Genomic DNA, 19,132 nt, shown 5'->3' on the forward strand with positions numbered 1-19,132 from the left:
GATTAATGAAGGGGGCTTTTTTAATTATTGATCGCACGAATGTGCGCCTCTGTCATGGTGAACGCCCTTGAAAGCGAAGCGATTCGAGAACCATGACGCTTTTTTGCTTCGTTTTTTCTAAAAAAATGAAGAGAGAAACAACGCCTCAATGAGGATAAAGGGAAGTTCCATCAAACTTCAAAAACCTTCATTACTCTTAGCAAAAAAATTACCCATCAAGTACAAGGATGACAGACTTGCACTATTCCGTCATCATCCCATATGGACGCTTCAGTTTCTCAGTCAATTGATGCATACTGACAGAACGTCCCTCTCTGGCAAACTCTCGTCCATCCATAAAGACTATCATTGTAGGCACGGAAAAGACTTGGAAATGTGCAGAGATCTCTAGATTTTCATGTGCATCAAGGTATATCTGCTTGAGCAGAGGAAAATTCTCATCAAACACCTCTTTAAACTTGGGTCTGAGCGCATGACATACACTACAGTGCTCTCCAGAGAAGTAAAGCAGAACGCCTACTTCACTTCTTATAGTCTCTTGCAGTTCTTCTAGTGTCATACCTTATCCTTGAATGATTTTTAAAATTATAACGATTAGGAGCTACAACTGAGCTTCTGATTTTTAAATTCTTCCGGTGTCGCACCAGCCCATCTTTCATGCGTTTCATGTTCGGCATAGGGATCTTTTGCGATCTCAAATAGATTATCTACAACACTGAAGTCGCCATTTACAGCTGCAGTGATGGCTTCTTGCAGCATGTAGTTCTTGAGCACGAACTTTGGGTTGGTCTGTAACATTGCACTGTGTCTCTCTTTAGTGCTGGAAGTATTTGCTTTCAGTCTCTCATCATAACTGTCTAACCACTCATTCATCGGCTTATGATAGAGCCCCAGTTTCAAAAGTGCTGTTCTCTCTCCATCATAACGACTAAGGGTTCTAAAAAAAAGTGTATAGTCTATACTCATGCCCTGCATCATACTAAGCAGCTGTTTGAAAAGCTCCAGATCACTATCCTGAAGTTTATCCAACCCTATCTTTTTACCCATAAGTTCCAAGTAGCGTTCAGTATAGACTCTTGCATAGTCGTCGAGGGCTTTTTCCATCTTATCACTATTCACCATTGGTGCCAATGCATGCATAAGCGCCTGCAGATTCCATGCTCCTATATTGGGCTGGTTGCCAAAACTGTAACGTCCGCCTTGGTCTGTATGGTTACAGATGTATTGAGAGTCATAGTCATCCAAGAAGGCATAGGGGCCGTAGTCTATGGTAAGCCCTGCGATGGACATGTTGTCTGTGTTCATCACGCCATGGTTAAACCCTACTGCCTGCCACTCTGCCATGAGTCTGGCTGTTCTACTGACCACTTCTGTAAAAAACTGTAGATATTTGTCGGGTACCTCTACCAAGTGCGGGTAACTCTCTGCAATAGCATAATCAGCCAATGCTTCCAATTCTTCATATCTTTTTTTGTGTGTAAAGTACTCAAAAGTACCAAAACGTACCCATGAAGGAGAGACACGAAGTACTATGGCCCCTGTCTCCCACTCTTCTCTATAGACTTTATGTTCTGAACCTATCAGTGCCAAAGCTCTTGTACTCTCTATGCCAAGTCCATGCATCGCTTCACTCATAAGATACTCACGAATAGAAGAGCGAAGTACAGCACGCCCATCACCTGAACGTGAGTAACGTGTCTGGCCTGCACCTTTAAGCTGCAGATGCCACTGTTTGATCGTACCTATATTGATAGCCCGTCCGTCTCCCAGACGTGGCACAAAATGCCCGAACTGATGACCGGCATAACACATCGCAAAAGGATCTGAGCCTTCAAGCTGCCAGGCACCATTGACAAATTCCACAAAAGCATCACTGTAGAGCTCTTCAATATCTATATCCAATAGCTCTGCCACATCTTCATTGGCATGGATCAAAAATACATTCTCCAGTGGTGTGGGTTTGACTCTTGTATAGCACTCGTCCGGTAATGCCAAATAGGGATTGGTCAGTTTTATTTCATTTAGTTTCATAGTTAAATTCTACATAGCATGGCTTTGATGCTACTTAAGCCAAATAGGAGTATAATCACACAATTAAATTTGTAAGGAATCACTAATGGGTAGAGCGTTTGAATACCGTAAAGCAGCGAAAATGAAAAGATGGGGAACCATGTCTAGACTTTTCCCTAAATTAGGAAAGATTATCACCATGGCAGCCAAAGAAGGCGGTCAAGATCCTGATATGAACCCTAAACTTCGTACCGCTATTCTTAATGCCAAAGCGCAAAACATGCCTAAAGACAATATCGATGCAGCGATCAAAAGAGCTTCTGCTAAAGATGCTGCAGATATCAAAGAGTTGACATACGATGTCAAGGCTGTACATGGTGTACAGATGATCGTAGAGTGTGCTACAGACAATAATACAAGAACGGTTGCCAATGTAAAAGCCATACTGGCCAGAAACGGTGGAGAGATGCTTACTTCAGGATCACTCAACTTCATGTTTACACGTAAATGTGTCTTCGTCTTCAACAAAACAGAAGATATGGACCTTGAAGAGTTGGAATTAGAACTCATTGACTTTGGTTTGGAAGAGATAGAAGAAGATATAGAGCCTCAAGAGGTTGGTGATGATATCAAGATCGTGAGAGTCTATGGTGATTTTACTGCATTTGGTGAATTAAGTAAAGCATTGGAAGATATGAATATAGAGGTCAAAAAAGCGACATTAGAGTATATTGCCAATACACCAATAGAGCTCAGTGATGAACAGATGGAAGAAGTCGATGTACTTATCGATAAACTGGAAGAGGATGAAGACGTTCAATCTGTCTTTACGAACATCGCTTAAAGCCTAACATAGGAGGAGCAAGCATATCCGTAATAGTGGATATGCTTAGGAGAGAAAATAGTCTTTCTTAATAAAATGTCATCAATAGATGCGGTGAATCTTCATCAATATTCAACCCCGCAGTGTCTGACTGCGCCATATGATGCGCTGATGCACTTGAAGCTAAACCGATTGCCAATAGTAATAGTGTTATTAGTTTTTTCATAGTAATCCTTTCTTCTTTTTATTAAAATGTCATCAATAGATGCGGAGAATCCTCATCAATATTCCAACCTGCCGTGTCTGACTGCGCCATGTGATGTGCTGATACATTTGATACCAACGCTGCTGCTAAAAGTAAAATTGCTGTTAATCTTTTCATTTGAATCCTTTCTTTTGTAAAGATGAGGAAGTATAAAATAAAAGTATGAAGAGAGTGTGAAGATATATCGGATATTAAAGTGTAATGATCACAGCCTAGATACTGTGATCACTGAGAGAGAAAAAGTTTTACTGTTCGTGTTGTTCCACAAACTCCTCATAACCACCCTCAAAATCGATCACAGTTCCATCTTCATTGAGTTTAATGATACGGTTTGCAAATGCATCGATGAGCTCTCTATCGTGAGAGACACAGATCACGCCACCTTGGTAATTATGTAATGCTTCACCTAAAGCAACGATCGCTTCAAGGTCCAAGTGGTTGTTTGGCTCATCCATCACAAGAAAGTTCGAGGCATCCATCATCATTTTAGACATCATAACACGGTGTTTTTCTCCACCCGAGCATGCATCTATTTTCTTTTTCTGTTCTTCACCGCTAAAAAGCATACGACCCAGCGTTTTTCTGATATCATCGATATGCCATTTAGGGTCAAATCCCTGTATCCACTGTGGCAATTCTTCATCGCCTACGACAAGGTCTGTCGTATTTTGCGGGAAATAACTGGTGGTAATGGTCTGTCCCCATTTAAACGTACCTGCATCAGGTTCAGTCTCTCCCATGAGAATTTTAAGGAGTGTTGTTTTACCTGCACCATTGGTACCTATAAGAGCAATCTTGTCACCTTTGTTTACCTTGAAAGTAAGATTTTCAAAGACTGTCTCTCCATCATAGCTTTTAGAGAGTCCTTCTACTTCAAGGACCTCATTACCGATCTCTCTATGTGCCTTGAACATAATAGAAGGGTCACGTCTTGAAGAGAGTTTGATCTCACTGACATCCAGTTTATCCAATTGCTTTTGACGACTTGTTGCTTGTTTTGCTTTCGAGGCATTCGCAGAGAATCTGGCGATGAACTTTTCAAGCTCTTCTTTCTCTTTCAGCGCCTTACCTCTATCTGCCTCAGCCTGCTTAGCTATAAGGTTCGCAGCAATATACCACTCATCATAGTTCCCTGTGAACTCACGGATGTTTTGGAAGTCAAGGTCAAGAATGTGCGTCACGACACCGTTAAGAAAGTGTCTGTCGTGAGAGATCACAAGCAGTGTACCTTCATGACGTTTCAGTTCATTCTCCAACCAAGTAATCGTATCCATATCAAGGTTGTTCGTAGGTTCATCAAGCAGGAGGACATCTGGCTTCAAAAAAAGCACCTGTGCCAATAAGATCTTAAACTTGTCTCCACCCGTCAGTGTAGACATAAGCTCATCATGCTGTGATGCAGGAAAACCTAAAGCTTCAAGCAGTTTTTCTATCTTGACATCAGATTCATAGGTAGGGTCTTCATCCGCACAGATCATTTCAAGTTCAGCTAAACGGTTATTGACCTCATCACTCTCAAAGTCACCTTCCATGTAGAGTTTTTCTTTCTCTTTTTGTGCATCAAAAAGTTTTTTGTTTCCATAGAGTACGGCATCTTTGAGCGTATAGTTTTCAAATGCATACTGGTTTTGGCCCAAAACGCCCAATTTGAGTCCAGGCTGAAGCTGCACTTCACCATCACTTGGCTCTATCTCACCTGAAAGAATTTTGAGGAATGTTGACTTCCCTGCTCCATTTGCCCCGATCAGGCCGTAACGTTTACCGGCATCTAAAGTGATATTGATCTTATCAAAAAGCACTCTTTTTCCATAGCGCTGAGTTAAATTAACTGTACTAAGCATTTATCATCCTTGTAAATAATTATCGGCATTTTAACATAATGGTCTGAAAGTGTCAGAAAGTATGGGGTAAAGGGTCTTTAGAGAAGAAAACCCTTTACATGAAGGAGATCAATCAAGCAGATCGATAATATTCTCTATAGGACGACCGATAGCTGCTTTACCATCTTTAATGACAATAGGTCTCTCTATAAGCTTAGGATTTTCCACCATCGCTTCTATGAGTTTCTCCTCATCTGTCTCTTCTTTTAAATTCAACTCTTTATAGATCGCTTCTTTGGTCCTCATCAGTTCTCTCGCAGAGATACCCAGCATTTTAAGCACTGCTTTTAGTTCCTCTTTGCTCGGAGGTGTATCCAGGTATTTCACTACCTCTGCTTCAACACCTTTCTCTTCTAAAAGTGCCGCAGCATTTCTTGATTTTGAGCATCTTGGGTTATGCCATATGGTTACATTTGCCATAGTATTCTCCTTTATTATGTAATTTAGCAATTTTTTTATCTACCCCGTTTATGAGACGTTTATCTTTGCCTTTATAAGGTATGTTCGAAAGCAAGTATCGAATTGCATTGAGACGTGCTCTTTTTTTATCGTTGGCATCCAGCTCGCACCATGGAGCATGCTCTGTACCGGAGAGCTTGAACATTTTATCACGTAGCATGGCATACGTGTCATAGGCATCCAGTGAGAGGTAATCCAATTTAGAGAGTTTCCAGCCTTTGAGGGGATCATTTTCTCTGTCTTTCAGACGGTTTTTTTCTGTCTCATGCGAAATGTTCAGATAAAATTTGAATATGAGCACACCGTCATCTATCAGCATCTCCTCCACACCGTTCACCTGTCTGTAAAAGTGATCATGTTGTTCTTGTGTACAGAAACCGAAGACCTGTTCTATCCCGGCCCTGTTGTACCAGCTTCTATCAAAAAATACGATCTCACCTGCATTAGGTATCTGTTTTAAATGACGCTGGAAATACCACTGTCCCAACTCTTTGGAATTTGGTTTGGGAAGGGCGACCGAACGTGCTTCTCTTGGATTGAGATAGTTGTTGAACTCTTTAATGGTGGAGCTTTTCCCTGCCGTATCCATACCTTCAAAGATCACTAGAACTCTTTTTCCATGGTCGATCACCCATTTTTGAAGTTTGACCAGTTCATACTGAAGCCTAAGAGACTCTTTTTCATAAAATTCCCGTTCTATCTTTCCAGATTTTTTAAAGACTTTGGAAGGCTTCTCATGATACTCAGGAAGATCTTTTGTATAATGGATCTTTTGTCTAGTCATCTTTATCTCCTTTCAACCCTTTAGGGATATGCTTGTTTGTCTGTGCACCCATTTCTTTGAGTTGTTCTACTTGTCTTACAAGGTTTCCTTTACCGTCACTCAATTTATTTCGTGCTGCAGAGAAACTGCTCTGTATACCGTCGATCTGCTTGGATATCTTCATCAAGTCTTCAGAGAAACCGACAAACTTGTCATACATAGCACCTGCTCTTCTGGCAATCTCTTGCGCATTTTGATTTTGACGTTCATATTTCCACACATTTTCAACCGCTCTCATTGCTACCAGCAGCGTTGACGGTCCGACAAGCAATATCTTGTTTTTGAAGGCATTGTCATAAATACTGCTGTCATGCTCGAGTGCCACAGCCAGTGCACCTTCTATAGGCATAAACATAAAAATAAAATCTAAGGTATTGACTTCTTTAAGTCGTTCATAGTTCTTATTGGCAAGTCCTTCGACATGCGCTCTGATGGAATTTAAGTGTGTCGTAAGATGCAGTGCCCTTGTATCATCATCTGCTGCATTCACAAAACGTTCATACGCCACAAGTGATGTTTTTGCATCTATGATCACATCTCTGTTGTCAGGCAGATGGACCACCACATCGGGGCGTAAGATCTCATTGTCATCCGTACGCAGACTCACTTCACGTTCAAACTCAAATCCTTTACGGAGTCCGGAAGCTTCCAGTACATTTTCAAGTACCATTTCACCCCAGACCCCTTGCTGCTTACTGTCTCCCTTAAGGGCATTCGTAAGATTGATCGCATCTTTGCTGATCTTTTTATTGAGCTCTTTGAGCGAATTGATCTCATTTTTCAACACTGCCCTCTCCTGGCTCTCACTATTGTAGGTATCCGCCACCTGTTTTTTAAACTCTGAGATCTGTGTTTGAAGCGGTTTGATCATGTTATCTAAGTTCTCTTTTGAGAATTCTGCAAACTTTTGGGAATTTCCGTCAAAGACTTTTTTAGCCAGTGCTTCCAACTCATCTTTGATCTCTTTTTTATGGTTGAGCATCATCTCTTTTTGAGAAGAGGCATGTCTCTCTTCACTCTCAAGTTTCATCAGTAAACGTGCATTGTTTGTACGGTACTTACTGTTCTCTTCAAGAATAGTGTCTTGACGATCTTTGAGGGTGTTATACTCCTCCAAGAGTGCTGCATGTCTCTCTTCTGCACTCTCAAGCTTGGCCTTGACCTGACTGAGCTCTTTTTCCAGTTCATTGTATTTTCCCTGCAGTGTGTGCAGTCTTTCATTGGTGGAAGTCAGTGTCTCTTTCGTCTCTGCAAACTGTTGTAACTCCTGCTCATTACTGGCATTTTTGATCTTATAGGCTTGAAGCTCATGTTCCAATGCCAGAATGTATTCCGCTTTCTCCTGGTTATCCACCTTGGTGTTCCAAAATCTATCTTTATAGATCTTAACCTTCATAGCAGAAACCACAACGACAAGCACAATGACCAAAAGAACTACCAGTGCTAAACCTGCCATCAGCATTAAGGCAGAATCATTCTCTATTTTCATCAATAACGCTTGCATACTTATCCTTGTATCATGTCATAATCTATAGGGTAATTACATTTCATACTTTGCGCAGGTAAATTTCCTTTTCCATATTTCATCTGTTTGAAGAGTATCTGCACCTTGTTATCCAGGTCATCAAAATACGCGATGCTGTGTAGTTTTTGTTGCGCGTCGACCTGTATGGTGTATTGTTTATTTTCATACTCTGCTACATAGATATTATTACTGTGCAGTTTTGCTTGTTTAACTATTTTAGCGATATTGATACCGTTTGATATACGATAGGCAGAAACCTGCTCGAGATCATGATCTACCACAAGCAGCTCCAAGCCATCACTACACACCTCTTTTTTTGTAGGTTCTCTGTAGCTCCATTTGAACAGTGTTTCATTTGAAAAACGTACTTTACCACTGTAGGTGATCACTTTGTTTTTTGTATTGGTGATTGTCTGTATGAAATCTGCCTGGAAATTTTCTGGCAGTTCTATGCTTGCAGAGAGCAGAGAAGATGCGAATAACAGTAACGATAATAGTCTCATTCTTTTCCTTTTAAATGAACACTCTGATTCACCTTATGTTCATGTTGAAATATACCAAAATAGCACTTGTACCGTGTTAATATCTGTCATATTGTCATAAAATTGTGAAACATGCGTGTGGGGCATCCACCTTTTCTTAACGGAATATTAATCGCTATTTGGATAAAATAATCACAATTTATGCAAAGGCACAATCTACAATGATAAAAAGCGTACTCAAACTCTTTGGCACACAAAATGACAAGATCGTAAAGAACTATCTCAAAAAAGTAAAAATCATCAATCAACTTGAACCACAATATGAATCTTTGGATGATGAAGCACTCAAAGCTGCATTTGAAACACTTAAAGATGAAGTACAAAGTGGCACTAAAACACTGAATGATGTACTCTATGATTCTTTTGCTATCACCAGAGAAGCTGCGAAACGGGCTTTAGGTATGAGACATTATGATGTACAGATGGTCGGGGGATTGGTACTCAACGATGGAAACATCGCAGAGATGAAGACAGGTGAAGGTAAAACACTCGTAGCGACACTGGCAGTTGTCCTCAATGCGATGACAGGCAAAGGTGTACATGTCGTAACGGTCAATGACTACCTTGCAAAAAGAGACTCTGAAGAGATGGGACAACTCTATGAATTCCTAGGTTACAGTGTAGGATGTATCACCACAGACATCCATGATGACATGGGTAGGAAAGCGCAGTACGATGCGGATATCACCTATGGAACGAACAATGAATATGGTTTTGACTACCTCCGTGACAACATGAAAGTAAGAGTGGAAGAGAAAGTACAGCGTGAACACCATTTTGCCATAGTCGATGAAGTTGACTCCATCCTGATAGATGAGGCAAGAACACCGCTGATCATCTCGGGACCTACACAACGTGACCACAACCATTATGCCCAGGCAGATGCCATCGCTAAGCAGATGAAGCGTGGAGAAAAGATAGAGACAAAACCGGGTGAACCAGAGCAGACTACGGGTGATTTCATCGTTGATGAAAAAAACAGAACGATCATTATGACAGAAGACGGGCTCCAAAAAGCACAAGATCTCTTTGAAGTGGAAAACCTTTACAGTCTTGAAAATGCTGTCCTCTCTCATCACCTTGACCAGGCACTCAAAGCACACTATATCTTTGAAAAAGATGTCGACTATGTCGTACAGAACAATGAGATCATTATCGTGGATGAATTTACAGGAAGACTCTCTGAGGGGCGTAGATATTCTGAAGGATTGCACCAGGCACTTGAAGCCAAAGAAAATGTGGAAGTGCAGGAAGAGTCTCAAACACTGGCTGAGATCACCTATCAAAACTACTTCAGACTCTATGACAAGCTTGCCGGTATGACAGGTACAGCACAGACTGAAGCTACGGAATTCTCACAGATCTATAACTTGGATGTTATCTCTATACCGACCAATGTGCCTGTTGCCAGAATAGATAAAAATGACCTGATCTACAATACAGAACGTGAAAAGCTGGACGCTGTAGTAAGAAGGATCAAAGAGCTCAATGAAAATGGACAGCCGGTACTCATAGGTACAGCTTCTATTGAAAAATCTGAAATGATCCATGAGAGACTCAAAAAAGAGAAGATCGCACATAATATTCTCAATGCAAAAAACCATGCACAAGAAGCAGAGATCATCGTCAATGCAGGACAAAAAGGTGCGGTAACCGTTGCAACGAATATGGCAGGACGTGGGGTAGATATCAAGATCGATGATGAAGTAAGAAGCCTTGGCGGACTAGTGATACTTGGTACAGAGCGTCATGAGAGTAGACGTATAGACAATCAGCTCAGAGGTCGTTCCGGACGTCAGGGGGATCCGGGAGAGAGTCAGTTCTTCCTCAGTCTTGATGACAATCTACTTCGTATCTTCGGTGGAGAAAAGATCAGAAATATCATGAACAGACTTGGGGTTGAAGAGGGAGAATACATCGACTCCAAGATCGTGACACGTTCTGTAGAAAAAGCACAGAAAAAAGTAGAGAACCAACACTATGAGTCAAGAAAACATATCTTGGAATATGATGATGTGGCCAACCACCAAAGAAAAGCGATCTATGCCTTTAGAAACCAACTTCTCGACCCAGAGTTTGATATTGCTGCCAAGATCAAAGAGAACCGTGCAGAATATGTAGACTACCTTTTAGGAGAAGCTGAGATCTTTGCAGGGATGCCTACAGAAGATTTTGATGTCGAGAGACTCGCTGCATTGATCAAGGAAGAGCTGCGTATTAAAGTGCAAAGTGAACAGTTCAAAGACAAAGAAGTAGAAGCGCTTACTGTAATGATCACAGAGATGATGGAGAACCTCTATGAACGCAAAATGTCGCAGATCGTTCCGGAACAAAGACAAGAGATAGAACGTATCTTATACCTTCAGGTACTTGACCCTCAGTGGAGAGACCACCTGTATGAAATGGATGTACTTAAAACAGGTATCGGGCTGAGAGGATATAACCAAAAAGACCCATTGACCGAGTACAAACAAGACAGTTATAAACTCTTTACAGATCTTGTGTCACGTATCAAAATAGAAGCTGTGAAGGTACTTCAGCTTGTACAGTTTGACTTTGAGTCTCCTGAGGAAGAGGAAGCTGCAGTGGAACACATCAGAGAAGAGTTGGAGAGCGATATCGCAAATACAACACTTAACCAGTCTTATGAAGAGGGTGTCATTGCTGAAGATTCCTCAAAACTCAAGCCTATTACAGGATCAAAAAAACCTAAAAGAAATGATCCATGTCCATGTGGGTCAGGTAAAAAATATAAAAACTGTTGTGGACAGAGCGGGCCTAAAAAAGGTCTCTTGGCATAATGTCCACGCCTGCCAGAATCTCCTCGCCTAATACAAAGTTCATTAGGCATATCATCAAACACTATCTCAAATACGATAAAGAGAACCCTTTTATCTTTATCTCTGCGATGTTGGCCTTCTTAGGTATTGCTGCAGGTGTGATGGTACTGATGATCGCTATGGGGATCATGAATGGGACACAAAAAGAGTTTACCAAAAAACTTTTTGTGATGAACTACCCTCTGACCGTACTTCCCCTGGAAGAAAATGCCGTCAATGATACCCTCATAGCATCACTGAAAGAACAATTCCCCCACCTTCAATTCAGTCCCTATTACACCACACAGGTCATCACGAAAAATGACGGTGCTGTGCAAGGCTCTTTGGTCTATGGTGTGGATTTCGATAAAGAGAGCAAGATCAATGCTATCTTTAAAGAAGCAACAGGCCATGAAACAAGCAAATTCAGAGTGGTGATAGGTGAAGGACTCTCTTTTGAGATGAATGCCCCTAAAGGTGAAAAGGTCACACTCTACTTTTCAGAACAGCAGGCAATAGGCTTTGGAACCATGCCGCTTCAAAAACGTTTCATCGTCGATGGTGTTTTCAAATCCGGTCTTAAAGCCTATGACAAAGCCATTATGTATACCTCTTTGGAGGCATTTGAAAAACTGCTTGATCGAAAGCATGGAAGCTATGACGGTCTGCATATCTATACAGAAAATCCTCTCGATGAAATAGATGCTATACGAAGTGAATTACCTGAAATGGTCGTCATAGAAGGGTGGTGGCAGCAGAACGGAAATTTCTTTGCAGCCATGGAAATGGAGAAGAAGGCTCTTTTCCTGGTGTTACTGCTCATCATCCTTGTAGCCTCACTCAATATCATCTCCTCTTTGCTTATGACAGTGATGAGCCGAAGAAGAGAGATCGCCCTGATGCGTACACTGGGTGCCACCAAGGTAGAGATCAAAGCGATCTTCTTTCGGTTAGGGCTTATTATAGGAAGTACAGGTATCGTAGCGGGTACCCTACTTGGCGGACTTGGAATCTGGATACTCACCACTTTTGACATCATCTCTATGCCTGCGGATGTGTACGGTACTTCAAAACTGCCCGTGGATCTCACCTTCAATGATTTTGGATTGATCATTTTGGGTACAAGTATCATTATACTGCTTTCAGCCCTCTATCCTGCAAAAAAAGCATCTCAGACGGATCCTTTGACCGTACTTAGAAATGAATAGATAATCATCTTTTCATAATACACCCTGCTTATTTGTTGATAATATGCTCCGGTGACTCCAATGCTCTTTTGAGTATTTTGAGAGGCAGTGAGAGGATATCTCCTCCTGCGGATGTCTTGACCTGAGGATCATCCAATGTGCCTGTAATTTGGAGTCCAAAGGTCATACTCTTGTCTTCTCCCATCAAGATATACCCTACCAGAGGTAAACTTCCTACCAGTTTACCCAACTCTCTTGCCGATTGGATAGCAAGATTGAGATCGATGGTTTTTTTCTCAAGATCAATTTCTCCTGTACCTGCGATAGTTGCCGATGTGCCTTTGATATAGATAGAATCAAATATGATCTTCTCTTGTTTGATCATTCTATATTCGGCTACACCCTTCTCTATTGTAAAACCTTTGTCGGAATAACCGGGGTTCTGCAAAGAAGCTAAAGCCGGTATGGTATTGATAAAGGCCAGAGTGTTATTGTAGGCCTTAAAATCTTTCATCACACCACCCTCAACAATGATCTCACCTTTCATGGTCTCTTCAGGATCACCTGAGAATTTTAATGTATAGCGTCCATGCTGCAAACCCTTAAAATCTATGAGAGGGTGGAGGGCTTTATCCTGTATACGCAGTGCCTGTATAGAGAAGATATTGTTCTTTTTAGAAAACTTTATAATGTCTCCTGATGAACTTCCTATGGCTTTTATGTCTCCATTGGGTTTTACTTCCACATCATAACTGTCCGTCACCAAGCTATGATCACCATATCTTAATTGGCTGTTTTCACCCAAAATGATTAAACTTTTCTCTTCTGTAGTTTTTTCCTTCTTCTTCGTCTTTTCGCTTTTTTCTTTTTTTGCTTCTACCGTCAAGAATTTTTTAAGATCAAAATTGAGATTGCTGAGTTTAATGCGTGCATTGGCTTTATTGTAATAAAAACGTTTATCAAACGCGTAGAAATCCAACTCTTTCTCTTTCAAGACCCCTTCAAAAGGCACTCTTGTTTTACATTGATCATTTTTTTCATAGAGAAAACATGATTCTCTTTTCAAGATGCCTTTAAATGTATAGGTGTTGAAATCGTTTGTTTTAATGGTCACTTTTCCACCATTATCAATCGGACCCGGATCTGGTAGATAAGGTTTGACCTTATTCAAGTCATTGAGTTGAATGGAGGTTTCATTGGTATCATTTGTAAATTTCATAGAGAGTTTAGGTATCTTGATTTGGATGTTGTTCTCATAGTTGAGTGTAAAAGGAACTGTTTCATTGTTCAATATAAAGAAGGTCTCTTTTTCATCTCCAAGTGTGATACGCTTGGCATCAAAGAGGAAATCTGCTTTTTTCTTTTTCACATCCAACTTACCATCGAGCTTACCTTCATAGAAGGTATCTTTTAAATAAATATTTTTTAAAGTGATCAAGCCTTTGTTATACTGTACATTCCCTTTGGTAATAGGAAATTTGGTTTTACCCAACAACACGTCACTTTTGCTAAAATCCACATTCACAAAAAAATCCTGATAACTGTTCTTCAAAGCTAGATCTGCCATAAACAACACTTTGACCTTCCCGCTTTGCTGGTCTAGGGGCAAGACAATATCATACGCCTTGAGTAAGTTCTGCATGGTATCCTCAAAACGGTGATCAGATTTTATTTTCAGTTTTAAATGCGTATCGGCATTGAGTAGATTAAGTATGCTGACCTTGCTGCCATCTAAACTTATACCTTCATAGGTCGGATCCTTCAGATCAAAATAGAGTCCGCCATTGCGATAGGTCAATATAAAACTCGGTGCCAAGACCGGTGGTAGTTCTTCTTTAAAATGTATCTGCGTATCGGTAAAGAGAACTTCCCCGTTCAGTGCATCAAAATCCATTTTAAAGGTACCATTTTTCAAAGTTCCTTTGCCCGTTAAAGAGCGCAGTTTATACTGGTCAGCTTTGACTTTATCTACGACCCAACTTCGCACATTTTCCTCAAGATCAAACATATCAATGATACTTTCCAGGTCACTGAAACTGTCACTCTCCAGTCCAAAATCGATACTGTTGCCATCTTTGCTCGCGTGAAATCTTCCCAATGCATCATGGAGTCTAAAAAAACCTTCTGTTGACAAGATCTTTTCATGCAGGTCGTAGGTCAGTTTTCCACTCATCGTTACATTATGTTTTTTCAAAAAAAGCAGAGGAATCGTTGCCTTTAACATTTTCCCTTCACGTCTTGCTGTTCCTATGATCTCATAGTCTTTACTTGAGAGCCCTAAGAAATCGTCTTTAAACCTGATACTCATGGTATTATTATTGAATGTAATATTTTTCACTACGATAGATTCAAAAAAGGTCAACAGATATTTGATACGCTCAAAGGTATCATGTACACTGGTAAAAGAGGGTTTGGCTTTACTTTGGGGGAGAATGACATGATCTGCTTTTACTATAAGCTTTTTATTGAGTTTAATGTATAATCCCTCTACATTGTAGTCAGCGACTTTAACGGTATCCAATTTGATACCTACCATTAGCCACATAAAAAAAGCGATAAAAAGGACAACCAGGAAGATGAGTGTATTACGTAAAAGCACATGGATAGCATGCGCAGAAAACATTATACTGGTTTTGATCATCTCTTTCGCCTTTTATACAACACTGCCCATTCAAACAACGCGGACACTTTTAGTACCGCAGGGATCTATTACGCACATTATATCACAGCTGACACAAAAAGGGTATGCCTTAAGCCCTATTGATAAATATATTTTGGTCTTTCTGGGGAAACCTCAAAGTGGATGGGTGGATATAGGTGCGACCGATTTGAACCGTATCGATTTTTTATACAGACTGACCACAGCAAAAGCGAAGATGGAAGAGATCACACTGATCCCTGGTGAAACCACAGAACTCTTCTTCACTTCTGTAGCTGCTGATCTAAAACTTGATAAAACAAAATTGGATGCCTATTATCAAGAGTTTTCGCACTATCCTGAAGCGGGTATCTATGCAGATACCTATTATGTGCCCTATGGTATCAGTGAAAAACATTTTATTCATTTTCTTCTTTCTGCCTCTGAGAAAAAATATCAAGAGATCTCTGAAAAGATTTATGGAACCTATAATGAAAAACAGTGGTTAAATATACTCATTATTGCTTCTATAATCCAAAAAGAAGCGGCCAATACCGAAGAGATGCCTATCGTTTCATCAGTTATCTATAACCGTCTTAAGAAAGGTATGCGTCTTCAAATGGACGGGACACTGAATTACGGTAAATATTCGCATGTTAAAGTCACCCCGGAGCGCATTAAAAATGATACAAGCAGATTTAACACCTACAAATATAAAGGGCTGCCTCATATGCCTATAGGTGCTGTCTCTTTTAATGCGATCATAGCAGCGATCAAACCGGCCAAGACAAATTACCTTTACTTTATGAAAAATGCCCAAGGGGTACATGACTTTACCGACAGCTATAAAACGCATCGTAAAAATATTCAAAAAGCACGTTAATCTAGAACCACAAAAACTGAACGATATTCAACACGACCATTCCTATAAAACCTATACGACATACCAGAAGTGGATCTCTTTCCATAATAGATGTACTTTTATCAAAGTAGGGTTTTACCTTCAAGGGATTACTGATCTCATAGAACATTTCTGAATAGTTTTTGTAACGTTGATCCGTATCAGTATCCAGTGCTCTTAAAATTACACTTTCAAACCATGCAGGTATTTTAGGGTTTAATTTAGAGGGTGCTTTGATACTTTTTTCAAAAGAGGGATTTTGAAAAGGCTCTATCTCTCCGAACGGAAACTTTTGTGTGAGTACTTCATAGAGTGTCACACCTATGGCATAGATCTCTGTCTGTTCATTGATCGGCGCTTGTTTAAAACGTTCCGGTGCCAAATACGAAGGTGTACCTGCCCGTGTCACATTGGAATAGGCTTCAGTGATACTTCCAAAATCTACCATTTTAAATACCAACTTCCCTTTACGCTCCGTCACGATAATATTTTCAGGCTTGATATCACCATGGACCAGATCGTATTTCATAAGGAAATTTGACATCTTGAGCAAAAAACAGGCCAATGCAACACTCAAATCTACTGAGAGCGGTTTTTTTGCACTGTACGCTTTGAGTGTCTGACCTTCTATAAAACTCATAATATAGTAACGGTGTGTACGATTTTTGGGGATCACTGCTTTTGGGAAAAAGCCTGCTTTGAGTCTCTTTGCCATCCATGCTTCTTTGACAAACAGGTCAAGTATCATCTCATCATCCATCGCTTCATACGGTATGAACTTCATCACATACTTGAATCCCCGTTTTTCACAAAGCCAGGTACGTTCATTTTGGATCAATGGTTTGATCAGCCTGTAGCCATCGATCACTTCACCTGCTTTATAATGCTCACGTACAATAAGATCACTTTGCTTCAACCTGAACCGGGGATCCACCTCTTTGATCTCCAGGACGATGGCCGTGGTATCATCAGGAAGATCATCATGATGGAGTTTACTTGCTTTTTTTACTAAAAAAGAGGCGCCCATTTTTATATCTGATCTCAGTTCATCTTCCGAAAGCTCGTGATAGAGTCCATCACTACAAAGAAGTATCAGATCTCCGGCTGATAGGTTGTTCTCAAAATAGTAAGGCGAAACACTCTCCTCCAGTCCCATCGCTGCCGTCAGTACATTTTCCATACCCTCTTCATCCATGATATGATCTTCAGAGAGTTGGGTAAGTTGCGCATTACCTTCAATATTTCTATGTAAATAGATACGGCTGTCCCCTACATTTGCACCGTACAATCTGTCACCCTCTATCACAACCAATGCAAGCGTAGTGACAAGTTCTTCACGATCATATTCTGCCATCGAATCAAGATAGAGCACTCTGTTGATATTTTCTATAAAGTGTTTAATGGACTTTTCCATCGTCCAACTTTTCGGTCTGTTCTTAAGCGAATTGATCAAAAAATTGGTCGTATGTTTAGCTGCCTGAGCCCCTTGCAGCGCAGACCCCACACCATCACAGACAACAGCGACAGTAATGTCCTCCATCACTTTCACTTCAAAAAAATCATCCCCTCTGAGCTGTGTACCCTTAGCAAGTGTGAGTCCTGATGTTTCTATGCTTTGTTTTGACATAGGTTGCCTTTATGATTAGTCTAAATTATAGGATACAAATTATCACATAATTTAAAATAATAACGAAAAGATTATCTCACTTGATGTGATAGAAGCATGAACGTAATGTTCATGCTTCTATGTTATCAAGCGAGATTTAGATCATACCACCTGCTTTCAATCCCCACGTTGTTCTCCATCTGGTCTTCACAAGTGAGATACCTGCGATCGCTACAAAAACAACTGCTGCAAATATCATAAACCCGGCCATGTACCCATCAAATGCACCTTTCGACCAACCCAATGTCTTGATCAGCGCCGTACCGCCAAGACCACCAGCTGCACCAATGATACCTGTCATAATACCTATATCTTTACCAAATCTTTGCGGGACCAGCTGGAAGACAGCTCCATTTGCCATACCCAAGTTTGCCATGATAAGAAAAAGCACCACGATCGCTAACCCAAACGGCAAGGAAACCGTAGCATTCACTACAGCCAGTGTTGCAACAGTACCGAAGAAAATATAAAGAGATTTTACACCACCCATTTTATCTGCAACGGCACCACCTACAGGTCGAAGTACTGCACCGGCAAAGATACACAGTGCACCAAAATAACCTGCAACGACTTTCACATTATCTTCATTCAATATATCCAGTCCAAACGCACTCATCTCTACTTGATATGTGTTCATCAAATAAACTTTCATATACCCTGCAAAACCTACAAACCCACCAAAACTCACGGCATAGAAAAGGTTAAACCACCACGTATCTTTATCTTTAAGAAGTTTCCCGTAATCAGAGAGTTTTTTAGGTCTGGCTTTATAGACAGATTCCGGTGCATTTTTCGCCAAAAATGCATACGCTATCCACACCACAATAGCCATAATGGCACCCACCAGAAAGACGGATTCCCAACCCCATTTTTCTGCGATCTTAGGCGCAAACAAGAAGTCAATAACCACACCGATGTTACCCGCTCCAGCAAGGCCAAGTACAATACCTTGAGACTTAGGCGGATACCATTGACCTGCCTGAGGAAGTGCCACAGCAAATGAAGCTCCGGCAAAACCAAGTCCCAGGGCGACAATAAGTAAAGCATTGTAAGTAATGCTCTCACCCATAAAATATGCCGTAAGCAATGCTGCGATCACTACAGACTGTGCCATGAGCGCTGTGAGTTTCGCACCAAGTTTATCAACCCCAAAACCAAGTAAAATTCTTAGCAATGCTCCAGATAAAATGGGAAGTGAAAGCAACGTAGCTTTTTCACCTGCTGTGATCATATAACCTGTAGCCGCTAATGCCTCACTTATTTCTGTAGAAAGTGGACCTAACATGGTCCAAACCATAAAACTCATATCAAAATATAAAAAAGCCATGAACAACGTAGGTGTATGTCCCTGCCCTTTCAACGCTTTAAATCCTGCCATTTTTTCTCCTCTAAGATGAATGTTGCGTGAAGTATACAATGATAAGAGAGGCATATTTTCTTATTAATGGTTAATTTTTAATCATTTAATTTCTACATAAATATGGACTAAAACAGATATTTAAATTATATATTAAAGACATATTGATTAAAAAATATACAATTTTATGCATAGGTGCCCATCCTTTAGGAGATATAATGACTTCAATCAAAAATA

16 protein-coding genes are annotated in these 19,132 nt (G+C 40.5%); 4 read left to right on the forward strand and 12 right to left on the reverse strand.

Annotated features, from left to right (window positions below; genetic code table 11):
• Positions 1 to 241: 241 nt before the first annotated feature.
• Complete coding sequence (locus tag SULAR_RS05145; RefSeq protein ID WP_008243710.1) at positions 242 to 559, reverse strand: co-chaperone YbbN; 318 nt, start codon at positions 557 to 559, stop codon at positions 242 to 244.
• Between the two features lie 35 nt (positions 560 to 594).
• On the reverse strand, positions 595 to 2,031 hold the full coding sequence (locus tag SULAR_RS05150) for a YdiU family protein (protein WP_008243712.1): 1,437 nt from the start codon (positions 2,029 to 2,031) through the stop codon (positions 595 to 597).
• A gap of 85 nt (positions 2,032 to 2,116) precedes the next feature.
• Here SULAR_RS05150 and SULAR_RS05155 point away from each other — a divergent pair, with 85 nt between their 5' ends.
• Complete coding sequence (locus SULAR_RS05155; RefSeq protein WP_008243715.1) at positions 2,117 to 2,854, forward strand: YebC/PmpR family DNA-binding transcriptional regulator; 738 nt, start codon at positions 2,117 to 2,119, stop codon at positions 2,852 to 2,854.
• Positions 2,855 to 2,921: 67 nt separating this feature from the next.
• Here the strand turns inward: SULAR_RS05155 and SULAR_RS11145 are convergent, their stop codons facing one another.
• The 7 genes from SULAR_RS11145 to lolA form a co-directional block, all read right to left on the reverse strand.
• Positions 2,922 to 3,059, reverse strand: a complete 138-nt coding sequence (locus SULAR_RS11145) for a hypothetical protein (protein ID WP_155993785.1) — start codon at positions 3,057 to 3,059, stop codon at positions 2,922 to 2,924.
• Between the two features lie 21 nt (positions 3,060 to 3,080).
• Positions 3,081 to 3,215, reverse strand: a complete 135-nt coding sequence (locus tag SULAR_RS11420; protein WP_255344716.1) for a hypothetical protein — start codon at positions 3,213 to 3,215, stop codon at positions 3,081 to 3,083.
• A gap of 128 nt (positions 3,216 to 3,343) precedes the next feature.
• The gene (locus SULAR_RS05160) at positions 3,344 to 4,939 is read right to left on the reverse strand and encodes an ABC-F family ATP-binding cassette domain-containing protein (RefSeq protein ID WP_008243717.1); all 1,596 of its coding nucleotides are present in this window, start codon (positions 4,937 to 4,939) and stop codon (positions 3,344 to 3,346) included.
• Positions 4,940 to 5,047: 108 nt separating this feature from the next.
• Entirely contained in the window at positions 5,048 to 5,398 is a 351-nt protein-coding gene (gene arsC / locus SULAR_RS05165) for an arsenate reductase (glutaredoxin) (RefSeq protein WP_008243719.1), read from the reverse strand.
• Positions 5,373 to 6,221 (reverse strand): polyphosphate kinase 2, encoded by an 849-nt coding sequence (gene ppk2 / locus SULAR_RS05170; RefSeq protein WP_008243721.1) that lies wholly within the window; start codon positions 6,219 to 6,221, stop codon positions 5,373 to 5,375. Before ppk2 ends, arsC begins: the two co-directional genes overlap by 26 nt.
• Positions 6,214 to 7,764 carry a DNA recombination protein RmuC gene (gene rmuC, locus SULAR_RS05175; RefSeq protein WP_008243723.1) on the reverse strand — a complete coding sequence of 517 codons (1,551 nt, stop codon included), beginning with the start codon at positions 7,762 to 7,764 and terminating at the stop codon, positions 6,214 to 6,216. Before rmuC ends, ppk2 begins: the two co-directional genes overlap by 8 nt.
• A gap of 2 nt (positions 7,765 to 7,766) precedes the next feature.
• Positions 7,767 to 8,288: a LolA-like outer membrane lipoprotein chaperone gene (gene lolA / locus SULAR_RS05180; RefSeq protein WP_008243725.1), complete on the reverse strand. Its 522-nt coding sequence runs from the start codon at positions 8,286 to 8,288 to the stop codon at positions 7,767 to 7,769.
• A 200-nt stretch (positions 8,289 to 8,488) separates the two neighbouring features.
• Between lolA and secA the strand changes: the two genes are divergently transcribed.
• Positions 8,489 to 11,128, forward strand: coding sequence for a preprotein translocase subunit SecA (gene secA / locus SULAR_RS05185; RefSeq protein ID WP_008243727.1), 2,640 nt, complete (start codon positions 8,489 to 8,491; stop codon positions 11,126 to 11,128).
• The gene (locus tag SULAR_RS05190; RefSeq protein WP_008243728.1) at positions 11,128 to 12,354 is read left to right on the forward strand and encodes an ABC transporter permease; all 1,227 of its coding nucleotides are present in this window, start codon (positions 11,128 to 11,130) and stop codon (positions 12,352 to 12,354) included. Before secA ends, SULAR_RS05190 begins: the two co-directional genes overlap by 1 nt.
• A 28-nt stretch (positions 12,355 to 12,382) precedes the next feature.
• Here SULAR_RS05190 and SULAR_RS05195 read toward each other — a convergent pair whose 3' ends face one another.
• Positions 12,383 to 14,974 carry an AsmA-like C-terminal domain-containing protein gene (locus tag SULAR_RS05195; RefSeq protein ID WP_155993787.1) on the reverse strand — a complete coding sequence of 864 codons (2,592 nt, stop codon included), beginning with the start codon at positions 14,972 to 14,974 and terminating at the stop codon, positions 12,383 to 12,385.
• Between SULAR_RS05195 and mltG the strand changes: the two genes are divergently transcribed.
• A complete protein-coding gene (mltG, locus tag SULAR_RS05200) occupies positions 14,910 to 15,854 on the forward strand; it encodes an endolytic transglycosylase MltG (RefSeq protein WP_008243731.1) in 945 nt (314 codons plus the stop codon). The two genes, SULAR_RS05195 and mltG, sit on opposite strands and share 65 nt — an antisense overlap.
• A gap of 1 nt (position 15,855) precedes the next feature.
• Here the strand turns inward: mltG and SULAR_RS05205 are convergent, their stop codons facing one another.
• Together SULAR_RS05205 and SULAR_RS05210 are read right to left on the reverse strand one after the other, a co-directional pair.
• The gene (locus SULAR_RS05205; RefSeq protein ID WP_008243733.1) at positions 15,856 to 17,499 is read right to left on the reverse strand and encodes a bifunctional protein-serine/threonine kinase/phosphatase; all 1,644 of its coding nucleotides are present in this window, start codon (positions 17,497 to 17,499) and stop codon (positions 15,856 to 15,858) included.
• Positions 17,500 to 17,635: 136 nt separating this feature from the next.
• Entirely contained in the window at positions 17,636 to 18,916 is a 1,281-nt protein-coding gene (locus SULAR_RS05210) for a nitrate/nitrite transporter (RefSeq protein ID WP_008243735.1), read from the reverse strand.
• Between the last annotated feature and the right edge of the window lie 216 nt (positions 18,917 to 19,132).

It is taken from the genome of Sulfurovum sp. AR (assembly GCF_000296775.1).
GTDB classification, from domain to species: domain Bacteria; phylum Campylobacterota; class Campylobacteria; order Campylobacterales; family Sulfurovaceae; genus Sulfurovum; species Sulfurovum xiamenensis.

What these genes read in the sequence shown, in the direction of transcription:
- SULAR_RS05145 (WP_008243710.1), bottom strand. Translation starts at nt 559, where the DNA reads ATGACACTAGAAGAACTGCAAGAGACTATAAGAAGTGAAGTAGGCGTT.
- SULAR_RS05150 (WP_008243712.1), bottom strand. Translation starts at nt 2,031, where the DNA reads ATGAAACTAAATGAAATAAAACTGACCAATCCCTATTTGGCATTACCG.
- SULAR_RS05155 (WP_008243715.1), top strand. Translation starts at nt 2,117, where the DNA reads ATGGGTAGAGCGTTTGAATACCGTAAAGCAGCGAAAATGAAAAGATGG.
- SULAR_RS11145 (WP_155993785.1), bottom strand. Translation starts at nt 3,059, where the DNA reads ATGAAAAAACTAATAACACTATTACTATTGGCAATCGGTTTAGCTTCA.
- SULAR_RS11420 (WP_255344716.1), bottom strand. Translation starts at nt 3,215, where the DNA reads ATGAAAAGATTAACAGCAATTTTACTTTTAGCAGCAGCGTTGGTATCA.
- SULAR_RS05160 (WP_008243717.1), bottom strand. Translation starts at nt 4,939, where the DNA reads ATGCTTAGTACAGTTAATTTAACTCAGCGCTATGGAAAAAGAGTGCTT.
- arsC (WP_008243719.1), bottom strand. Translation starts at nt 5,398, where the DNA reads ATGGCAAATGTAACCATATGGCATAACCCAAGATGCTCAAAATCAAGA.
- ppk2 (WP_008243721.1), bottom strand. Translation starts at nt 6,221, where the DNA reads ATGACTAGACAAAAGATCCATTATACAAAAGATCTTCCTGAGTATCAT.
- rmuC (WP_008243723.1), bottom strand. Translation starts at nt 7,764, where the DNA reads ATGCAAGCGTTATTGATGAAAATAGAGAATGATTCTGCCTTAATGCTG.
- lolA (WP_008243725.1), bottom strand. Translation starts at nt 8,288, where the DNA reads ATGAGACTATTATCGTTACTGTTATTCGCATCTTCTCTGCTCTCTGCA.
- secA (WP_008243727.1), top strand. Translation starts at nt 8,489, where the DNA reads ATGATAAAAAGCGTACTCAAACTCTTTGGCACACAAAATGACAAGATC.
- SULAR_RS05190 (WP_008243728.1), top strand. Translation starts at nt 11,128, where the DNA reads ATGTCCACGCCTGCCAGAATCTCCTCGCCTAATACAAAGTTCATTAGG.
- mltG (WP_008243731.1), top strand. Translation starts at nt 14,910, where the DNA reads ATGAGTGTATTACGTAAAAGCACATGGATAGCATGCGCAGAAAACATT.
- SULAR_RS05195 (WP_155993787.1), bottom strand. Translation starts at nt 14,974, where the DNA reads ATGATCAAAACCAGTATAATGTTTTCTGCGCATGCTATCCATGTGCTT.
- SULAR_RS05205 (WP_008243733.1), bottom strand. Translation starts at nt 17,499, where the DNA reads ATGTCAAAACAAAGCATAGAAACATCAGGACTCACACTTGCTAAGGGT.
- SULAR_RS05210 (WP_008243735.1), bottom strand. Translation starts at nt 18,916, where the DNA reads ATGGCAGGATTTAAAGCGTTGAAAGGGCAGGGACATACACCTACGTTG.